The 6,935-nt window shown below is 71.5% G+C and carries 9 protein-coding genes and 1 pseudogene; 3 read left to right on the top strand and 7 right to left on the bottom strand.

Features of this window, described 5'->3' with window-relative positions; genetic code table 11:
* The coding region (locus BGP03_RS00815) for an alcohol dehydrogenase catalytic domain-containing protein (RefSeq protein WP_299735038.1) at window positions 1-309 on the bottom strand (309 nt) is incomplete at its 3' end.
* 130 nt (window positions 310-439) lie between these two features.
* Window positions 440-1,228 carry an LLM class flavin-dependent oxidoreductase gene (locus BGP03_RS00810; RefSeq protein ID WP_296366270.1) on the bottom strand — a complete coding sequence of 263 codons (789 nt, stop codon included), beginning with the start codon at window positions 1,226-1,228 and terminating at the stop codon, window positions 440-442.
* A 36-nt stretch (window positions 1,229-1,264) separates the two neighbouring features.
* Between BGP03_RS00810 and BGP03_RS00805 the strand changes: the two genes are divergently transcribed.
* Window positions 1,265-1,807: a hypothetical protein gene (locus tag BGP03_RS00805; RefSeq protein WP_296366268.1), complete on the top strand. Its 543-nt coding sequence runs from the start codon at window positions 1,265-1,267 to the stop codon at window positions 1,805-1,807.
* 259 nt (window positions 1,808-2,066) lie between these two features.
* Here the strand turns inward: BGP03_RS00805 and BGP03_RS00800 are convergent, their stop codons facing one another.
* Window positions 2,067-3,029 (bottom strand): ferritin-like domain-containing protein, encoded by a 963-nt coding sequence (locus BGP03_RS00800; protein WP_298799383.1) that lies wholly within the window; start codon window positions 3,027-3,029, stop codon window positions 2,067-2,069.
* Window positions 3,030-3,502: 473 nt separating this feature from the next.
* On the opposite strand from BGP03_RS00800, the gene BGP03_RS00795 reads away from it, so the two are divergent.
* Entirely contained in the window at window positions 3,503-4,552 is a 1,050-nt protein-coding gene (locus tag BGP03_RS00795; protein WP_296366264.1) for a HoxN/HupN/NixA family nickel/cobalt transporter, read from the top strand.
* Between the two features lie 18 nt (window positions 4,553-4,570).
* Here BGP03_RS00795 and BGP03_RS00790 read toward each other — a convergent pair whose 3' ends face one another.
* Together BGP03_RS00790 and BGP03_RS00785 are read right to left on the bottom strand one after the other, a co-directional pair.
* Window positions 4,571-5,158 carry a sigma-70 family RNA polymerase sigma factor gene (locus tag BGP03_RS00790; RefSeq protein WP_296366262.1) on the bottom strand — a complete coding sequence of 196 codons (588 nt, stop codon included), beginning with the start codon at window positions 5,156-5,158 and terminating at the stop codon, window positions 4,571-4,573.
* Between the two features lie 110 nt (window positions 5,159-5,268).
* The gene (locus tag BGP03_RS00785) at window positions 5,269-5,577 is read right to left on the bottom strand and encodes a hypothetical protein (RefSeq protein ID WP_296366260.1); all 309 of its coding nucleotides are present in this window, start codon (window positions 5,575-5,577) and stop codon (window positions 5,269-5,271) included.
* Window positions 5,578-5,623: 46 nt separating this feature from the next.
* Between BGP03_RS00785 and BGP03_RS00780 the strand changes: the two are divergent.
* Window positions 5,624-5,719 (top strand): annotated as a pseudogene (locus tag BGP03_RS00780) (DNA-binding response regulator); the annotation flags it as partial.
* Between the two features lie 13 nt (window positions 5,720-5,732).
* Here the strand turns inward: BGP03_RS00780 and BGP03_RS00775 are convergent.
* On the bottom strand, window positions 5,733-6,416 hold the full coding sequence (locus BGP03_RS00775) for a thioredoxin domain-containing protein (RefSeq protein WP_296366259.1): 684 nt from the start codon (window positions 6,414-6,416) through the stop codon (window positions 5,733-5,735).
* Window positions 6,416-6,910 (bottom strand): MauE/DoxX family redox-associated membrane protein, encoded by a 495-nt coding sequence (locus tag BGP03_RS00770; protein WP_296366257.1) that lies wholly within the window; start codon window positions 6,908-6,910, stop codon window positions 6,416-6,418. The genes BGP03_RS00775 and BGP03_RS00770 overlap by 1 nt, the downstream gene beginning before the upstream one ends.
* Between the last annotated feature and the right edge of the window lie 25 nt (window positions 6,911-6,935).

The raw sequence follows: 6,935 nt of genomic DNA, 5'->3' as shown, positions 1-6,935 counted from the left end.
TCCCGTCCCGAACATCAACAACCTTACGGAGTCCACCATGCAGCCGACGCCGACGCGGTCGCCGACCTTGTACTTGGTGACCTCGGGGCCGACCTCGGAGACGATGCCCGCGATCTCGTGGCCGGGGACGAGCGGGAAGTTCGTGGAGCCCCACTCCTCGCGCGCGGTGTGGATGTCGGAGTGGCAGATGCCGGCGAACTTGATGTCGATGAGCACGTCCGCGGGCTTGAGGTCACGGCGCTCGATCGTGGTCTTCTCGAACGGGGCCTTCGCCGCGGAGGTGGCGTAGGCGTTCACAGTCGTGGGCATGCGTGCGGGGTTCCCGATGGGTCCGGCCCCCCAACCGCACTGTTCCGATCGTCACGTGCAGGGGCGCCGTGGAGATCCTGTCCATCCTGATCGGCGCCGACCCGCGACAGCAGGATCGGGCCGGGCCGGGTCACACCCCGAGGCTGGTGGGGCGTAGCACCGCCCTCGACAGGGTTCGCAACGTGGCCAGGTGGGTGCCGAGATCGGCGTCGGTGGGCAGTGTCTGCACCACCAGCTCCGTCGCCCAGTCCCGCACCGGATCCCCGCGCCAGCGCTGCAGAACCTCCGTGCCGCTCTCCCCCACCCCGACGATCCGCGACGCCGCCACGCGCGGCTCCCCGACCGCACGCGTCCAGTAGCCGGCGAGGTCGGCCGCGGCGCCGTCCGGGCGTCCGCTGATCACGCCCATCCCGCGGGCGGCGGCGGCGTCGACCCCGACCGGCGACCCGGTGGCCCACCACAACCGCTGCCGCAGTCCGGGCGCCGCGGGGACCAGGCCGGGCCCGTCGAGGTGGTGGCACAGCTCATCGACCGCGGCGACGCAGTCGGCGTGCCGGCTCGCGTGGTCACGGCCGAACGCGGCCGACGCGGCGCCGTCGGCCCCGGCGCCGATCCCCAGCTCCAGACGGCCCCCGCTCAGCGCGTCGACGACGGCGGCGTCCTCGGCCAACCGCAGCGGGTCCTCCAGCGACGCGGCGATCACCGCCGTGCCGAGCCGGAGGACCGACGTCCGCTCGGCGATCGCCGCGAGCAGCACGAGCGGGGACGGCAGCTGGCCGCCGAAGATCCCGCCGTGGTGCTGGGCCAGCCAGAACGAGGAGAACCCCAGGTCCTCGGCCGCCACCGCCAGTTCGACGGTGCGCCGGTAGGCCAGGAGCGGCTCACCGCCCGCGACGTGCGTCAGATAGCCCAGTTGCATCTCGCGGACAGTAGCGACAGCGCTACCCTCGCCCGCATGCGCCGCGCCCGTCTCGCCCTGGTCGCCGGGCTGCTGCTGGGCGTCGGCGGGTGCGCGGGGGGCCTGTACGACCCCGCGGGCGCCCCGGCCACCACCACCGTGTCCGCCGCCCCCACCGGCCCGTCCACCAGCGCGAAGATGGTCTGCGCGCAGGAGGCGCAGAACGACATCACCGAGGCGCTGGGCATCGCGGCGCAGCGCGTCGAGACCCCGACCTGGGCCGACCACCTCTACTCCTGCCGCTACGACTACGCGAGCGGGTCGTTCGCGATGTCGGTCAAGGAGCTCACCAACGACTCCGAGACCCGCCGGTACCTCGACACGCTCGCCACGCAGCTGGGCAGGGCACAGCGGGTGGACGGGGTGGGGCAGAGCGCGTTCGTCACCCCCAACGGTTCCGTGGTGGTGCGCAAGGATTTCAAGGTGCTGCTGGTGGACGACTCGGCACTGCCCGCCACCCTCTCGAACCCGCCGCTCACGCCGGCCAACGTCGCGATGCTCGTCGCGAAGACGATCATGGGCTGCTGGGACGGTTCCTGAGAGCCGGGCCCTCGCCCGTCGGACGGCCGCGGCGCGCGGTCGTGAGCCCGCCCCTACGGAGGATTCGCGTCGGCTGCCGCTCCGACGCCGGCAGCCCTCCCCGCCGACGGCCCGCTGCACGGCCGCGTGCCCCACGACGTGGGTGCCTGGTTCGTGGCCACCCCCACCGGCGGCCGCGCCGGAAGCTGACCCGACGGACGAACGGCACTCTCGTCGGAACCTGTCCGACGGGAGTGCCGCTGGTCTGTGGCGCTGAGCGTCAGGCGTTGTTGTCGCTCGTCACGATCGTGCCGTTGACGCCCTCCGGGAAGAAGCCGCCCGAGGTGACCTTCTTCGGATTGAGGAACACGATGTTGAGCACCGAGCCCGCGGAGCGCGAGTACGCGAGGCCGTTGGCGTCGGTCGGGACGATGTTGGCCTTGCCCCGCTTGTCGACGATGCCCTGGTCGTCGTCGGTCGGGCCGTCGAGGCTGTCGCGGGCGTCGGAGATGGCACCGGCCGGCTCGGCGAGGCCCTTGGCCAGCAGCAGCGTGCGGATCAGGCCGGCGTGGTAGGCCTCCACCGCGAGAATTCCCGCGGCCGCCTCCAGGAACGTCTTGTTGGCGATGAGCGGAGCCGCGCCCTTGTACGCCGTGACACCCACGTCCTCGAAGACGAAGGCACCCAGCAGGAAGTTGTCCTCGCTGGCGAAGGGGTCGAACGACTCGCCCTTCTTGATGAGGCCCGCCGCGGTGGCGGCGGCGTTGAACGCGTCGGTCAGGTTGATGGCCGGCCGGGCCACCTTGGCGTTGCCCAGCGCCGCACGCAGGAAGTCGACGTGGTGCAGCTCGTCCTGGGCGATCTCCTCGGCGTACTGCTGGCCGATCTTGGTGGTGAACGTGACCTTGTAGCCGCCCTTGACGCCACCGAGCGTGCCGGAGCCGTCGACCTGGCTGTCGGCCAGGCCCTTGCCGTACACGCCGCGCAGGTAGTACTCGGCCTCGAGGTACTCGAGGTTGAGCGCGAAGTTGAGGACCGCGGCGTCGCTGGGGCCCTGGGCCGGGCCGTTGCCGTGGGAGCCACCGGCGATCGCCGTGCCGGCGCCCACGCCCAACGCACCCAGGCCGACCGCGCCGGCGGTGCCGATACCCGCCGCACGCAGGAACCGACGGCGGTCCACGGGGTTCTCGGAGCTGCGGGCGATGGCGTCCTTGACGAACGCCTGGTTGAACCCTTCGAACACGGGAACTCCTCGATCGGAAATCGAAGGCCACCACCGAGCGGTAGCGCACCTGGGGAGCAGAAATGTCTGCGCGATTGCCCTAACATGAAAACACACAAAATCCTTACGCATCCATTCAGGTGACACGGGAACTTTATTCACGAAATCGCGTTCCGTGAATAAAGTGCTCACCGAATCCAGAACGCGGCGGTGGTGCGCCCCGCGCGAACGTGCAGCCGACGCTCGCCGCGGAACGCGTCGCGGCCGTGCACGCTGGGCGACCGCAGGCACGCGTGCACCGGCGGGCTCGTCGTCCTGCTCGGCAGACGGGGAGCACCATCCTCACAATAGGGACAAATACGAAATAGCCACACTTAGGCAATCACCATCAAGTTGCAGAAGCCTCGGGCCCGCCTTACCGTCGATCGGTGGCTACCCGCTGGTCGAAAATCGCCGGTTCGTTCAACGCCCAGGACCGACGGTCCGTGTTCGGTATGGGCGCTTTCATCGTCTTCCTGCACATCATCGGTTTCGGGGTGCTCATCGCGTTCGTCATCCCCGCCCGGTACGACCTCGGCACCACCGGCGTCTACACCGTCGGTATCGGGGTGCTCGCCTACACGTTCGGGCTGCGGCACGCGTTCGACGCCGACCACATCGCCGCCGTCGACAACACCACGCGCAAGCTGTTGGAGGACCGCGAGGAGGGCGGCCGGCGCCCGCTGTCCGTGGGCTTCTGGTTCGGCATGGGCCACTCCACGATCGTCTTCCTGCTGACGTTCCTGCTGGCCCTGGGCGTGAAGGCGCTCGCGAGCCAGGTGGTGAACGACTCCTCGGTGCTGCACTCGGTCACGGCGGTCGTGGGTGCATCGGTGTCGGGGATCTTCCTGTGGGTCATCGGGCTGATGAACCTCGTCGTGCTGATCGGCATCGTCTCGGTGTTCCGCCGCATGCGTCGTGGGGACTTCGACGAGTCCGAACTGGAACAGCACCTCAACAACCGCGGATTCATGAACCGCTTCCTCGGCCGGCTCACCCGCTCGATCCGCAAGCCGTGGCAGATCTACCCGGTCGGCGTGCTGTTCGGGCTCGGTTTCGACACCGCCACCGAGGTCGGCCTGCTGGTGCTCGCCGGCGGCGCCGCGGCGTTCAGCCTGCCTTTCTACGCGATCATGGTTCTGCCCGTGCTGTTCGCCGGCGGCATGGTCATGGCCGACACGATCGACGGCGTCTTCATGAACTTCGCCTACGGCTGGGCTTTCGCGAAACCCGTCCGCAAGGTCTTCTACAACATCACGATCACGGCCATCTCGGTGGCGGTGGCGCTGATCATCGGCACGATCGAGCTGGTCGGCGTGCTCGTCGACCAGCTCGGGATCACCTCCGGCCCGCTCGCGGCGATCGCGGCCATCCCGCTGGACTACGCCGGCTACGGCATCGTCGCCCTGTTCGTGGTCGCGTGGCTGCTGGCGCTGCTGGTGTGGAAGGTCGGGCGGGTGGAGGACCGGTGGTCCACCCGGCTGCGCGACCCGGCCGCCCCCTGACCCCGCCGACCCCGACGATCAGCCGCTCGGGAGGGACGCGCCGCCGGCGACCAGCTCACGCAGGCGGCGCAGCGCACGGTGCTGGGCCACGCGGACGCTGCCCGCGGTCATGCCGAGCATCTCGGCCGTCTCCGCGGCGGAGACGCGCTCGATGAGCCGTAGTACGAGGATCGACTGGTGGACCTCCGGGAGCTGCGCGAGCAGGACGCGCAGCTCATCGGCCAGCTCCGACCGCAGCAGCGCGGGCTCCGGCGTGTCGCCGGAGTCGACGTGCTCGGGCACCTCGTCGACGGGGCTGGAGGGGTCGCGGTAGTGCCGGCGGAACGCATCCGACGCCTTGTGGCCGGTGATGGCCGCGACCCAGCCCAGGAACGGGCGGACGGGGTCGAACCGGCCGATGCCGTCGGCGATCGCGCACAGCACGTCCTGCGCGACGTCCTCCGGGTCGAGGTGGCCGTGGCCGCAGCCCATCCGGGCCCGACAACCCCGCAGCACGATGGGGTGGACGAGGCGCAGCACCTGGTCGAGGGCGGCGCGATCACCCGCCTGCGCGGCCGGTACGAGCCGGCGGAGCTCGGCCGCCGGACTGTTCGGGGCATCCGTCACGAGGGCGTTACCGTCCGACGGTCGGGCTACCACGGGCCATCCGGGGACGGTACTGCAGATGGCCCAGTCCGCGGGGCACGAATCGATGTCGCCGCCCGCGGCCGAACGGATCAGCGGGTGCGGGCCGCCGGCCGGATCGTCGTCCAGGGGCCGGTGCGGCCGGTGCACAGCCACACCTCGAGCCCGTCGGCCTGCTGCCCGGAGCAGCCCCGGAACCGGGGGCGCAGGGGGTCGGGCCCGTCGACACCGACCCACAGCGCCACCTCGTCGGTCTCGGGCGGCGGTGCGAGGCGCGGGTAGATCTGGGCCACGGTTGCGGTGCGCGGCCGGTGCCCGGGCGGGAGCACGGTCCACGCGGCGGCCGCGCCGGCGCGCGATGCGGGCCGGCGCCGTGGGCTACCTGCCGAGGTCGACGCCACCTGCGGACCTCGTCGGGCTCGTGCGGGTGGCGGCCGAGGGGCACACCGTGAGGTGGTCGGGCTGCTCGGCGAGGGCCTGACCGACACCGAGATCGGCAGGCGCCTCTACGTCACCGAGGCCGCGGTGAAGGGCTACGTGTCGCGTACCGAGCCCCCTACTGGGCGGCTGCGACAGCCGCACGCAGGGCCGCGTCGGTGTTGTCGACGACCTGGCCGTTCACCTTGACCGTCGGGGTGCCGTTGACGCCGGCCTTCGACGCCTGGTCGGTCAGGCTCGCCGTCCACGCCTTGTAGGTCTGGTCGGTCACGCACGTGGCGAAGCCCGAGCCCGTCGCCCCGGCCTGCTGCCCCAACGAGACGAGCTGCGCGGCGGACAGGCCGTCGCCGTTCTCCGGGGGCTGGTTGGCGTAGAGCAGCTTCACGTACTGCGGGAAGACGCCGGAGGCCGCCGCACACCCCGACGCGGCCGAGGCCCGGCTGGAGTACTGCGTGCTGGAGTAGCGGTCGAGGATCGCGATCGGGTGATAGACCACCTTGGCCTGCCCGCTCGCCACCAACTGGTCGATCGTGGCGCCGGACTGCTGCTCGTACTCCCGGCAGACGGGGCACTGGAAGTCGAGGTAGATGTCGATCGTCGCCTTGGCCGACGCCCGGCCCACCGGCACGCCCTCCGCCGTGGCGTTGGGCGGCACCGCGACCGGGCCCGTGGCGGCCTGCTGGGAGCGGTACACCCCGAACCCGACGGCGGCGGCGAACAGCACCACGACCACGATGCCGATGATCATCGCGGTGGACGGCCCGCTCCGCGCCGCCACCACCGGCTTCCTCTTGTTGGCCACTAGGTCGGGTCCTTCCGGGTGAGAACGGCGTCGAGGGCCCAGCGGCCCGCGGGCCACCGGACGAGGAACAGGGCCAGCACGAGCAGGCCGCCGTCGCGGGCGAGCTCCCGGCCGTAGGTCGGCTCGGCACCCGGCGCCAGGGCCCCGCCGGAGCCGAAGCAGCCGCAGTCGATGCTCAGTCCGCGGATCCACGCCGACGCGATGCCGACGACGAACGCGGCCATCAGCACCGTCGAGATCACGGCGCCCACCCGTACGCCGACGCCGAGCACGAGCAGCGCGCCGAGCAGGATCTCGGCCGGGGGCAGGCCGGGCCCGACGATCTGCACGACGGCCTCGGGCAGCAGTGCGTACGCCCGGACGGCGCGGACGGACGCATCGAGGTCGGTGATCTTGGCGACGCCGGCGGCGATCCACACGCCGCCGAGCACCAGCCGGGCCAGCGTGGACAGCCACGGCAGCACCCGCGCGCGGGGACTCTCGACGGTGGTCATCGTGGAGGAGTCGCCCGGGCCGGGG

Origin of the sequence: Pseudonocardia sp. 73-21 (assembly GCF_001899645.1) — a bacterium.
Lineage (GTDB): Bacteria > Actinomycetota > Actinomycetes > Mycobacteriales > Pseudonocardiaceae > Pseudonocardia.
The sequence above is the reverse complement of the archived record's forward strand: the minus strand, read 5'-3'. Positions and strand labels throughout refer to the sequence as shown.